Genomic DNA, 1,486 nt, shown 5'->3' with positions numbered 1-1,486 from the left:
TAGTAGCGTTTCTACGTTTTTCCTTTTTCAAAGCACCATAGACACGTACATACTTCTTCTTGTAAACCTTGGCAGTCTTTAAGTATTTCTTTGCCTGTCTTGCAATTATTTTCTTGTCCTTTCCTGAACTGGACAATGAAGATTTATACTTATAAGCCAGCTTTCTTGCCTTATTGTACTTTGAACGAATAGCCTTCAACTCTTTATAAGCCTTATGGTATTTGCTCTTATAGGCGTTTGCTGTTCTGGAACTGCTCATCTTAGAAAGCTTATGATGCTTTTTGATGAGTGAACTATATTTTGACTTCCAAGCAGTCAATGCTTTTCTGTACCCTTGTGAGTAAGACTTTCTCTCATTGAGCTGCTTTGTCAGCTGAGCAAACTTTCTCTTATAGTAAGAAAGCTGGTTATGAAGAGACTTATTCGCTACACCTTTACGTTTTGCATAGGCGACTGTCTTTTCATATTTATCTTTAATTGCCTTCAGCTCGTTTTGCTGCTTATAGTCAACTACTTTATTCTTTTTCTGCTCACTTGTAAGCTTATTGAGTTCTGCTTTCACCTTTTCAAGCTCTTGCATGTTCTTAGCTTTTTCTTGAGCGATTTTCTGCTGTTTTGCTGCAACGGCTGCATTTTCTTTCTCGATTGAAAGTGCCGCTTTGTTTTTCTGCTCCCCCATTTTCACGGTTGGGATCATAGTTAGCTTTGGGGTTCTTCTCTTAGCCCCAAATGCCTCAGCTAGGCTATCTAATATTGCCATTTACTGGATTGCTTTATTGTGAATAAATTACTTCATACACTCTAAATCTTTATTCATAAAGCAATGATAAACCAAAAAAACATGACCGGAAAGTTATGTTATCCTGTTTTGACCATTTGATTTGTTTTGTAGATTTTGATCTTTTTTGTCAGTTTTGTCCTCTTCTGTTATTTTCTTCTTTTGATCATCTTTTTGTGAGGAGTCTGCACCTTCTTTTTTAAAGGCCAGTTTTGCATCATTGATAACTCTGAAGAAAAGCCATACAAGACCTACTGATACATATGCATCCTGCAATGAGATATTTCCGTCAGTAAGTTCTCCTAAAAAAGTGATTTCTGAAACAGCGGTAGCCGCTACAGAAGAATAGCCAATAATATCAGCAATGATCAATGTGATTACTTTTTTGATGTCCATTTTCTATTTTGATTTTTGGGTTGTTTGATAAACTAAATTCATACACTGCTCTATTCTTATAGTAATTTCCTTCGTAAAGGGTAACTTCTTTGTCTAATAAAGATGCTGCAATGGCTACATGTAGTCTGTTAGTATGTACTGCCTGGTACTCATTGATATAATTGAAAAAAGAATCAACCACACTTTTACAGTTTGCACTTCTCCACCAGCCCGCATTGTTCAATGTTACGGATATATCATTGCATGGCTTTCTGCCAATTCCTTCTACACCTTCCCGGAACACCTTTAATACCTTTTTTGAATTGGCTTTAG

Annotated in this window: 3 protein-coding genes; all 3 read right to left on the bottom strand. The window is 36.3% G+C overall.

Going from position 1 to position 1,486, the window contains the following annotated elements:
* Positions 1-760 (bottom strand): hypothetical protein (locus AVL50_RS07230; protein WP_157491188.1); only part of this gene is annotated, 760 nt, incomplete at its 3' end.
* A gap of 93 nt (positions 761-853) precedes the next feature.
* Entirely contained in the window at positions 854-1,174 is a 321-nt protein-coding gene (locus AVL50_RS07225) for a hypothetical protein (RefSeq protein WP_062615817.1), read from the bottom strand.
* Positions 1,137-1,486: hypothetical protein (locus AVL50_RS33305; protein WP_216639019.1), on the bottom strand; the 350-nt coding region annotated here is incomplete at its 5' end. The genes AVL50_RS33305 and AVL50_RS07225, both read right to left, overlap by 38 nt.

It is taken from the genome of Flammeovirga sp. SJP92, assembly GCF_001583495.1.
Lineage (GTDB): Bacteria > Bacteroidota > Bacteroidia > Cytophagales > Flammeovirgaceae > Flammeovirga.
The sequence above is the reverse complement of the archived record's forward strand: the minus strand, read 5'-3'. Positions and strand labels throughout refer to the sequence as shown.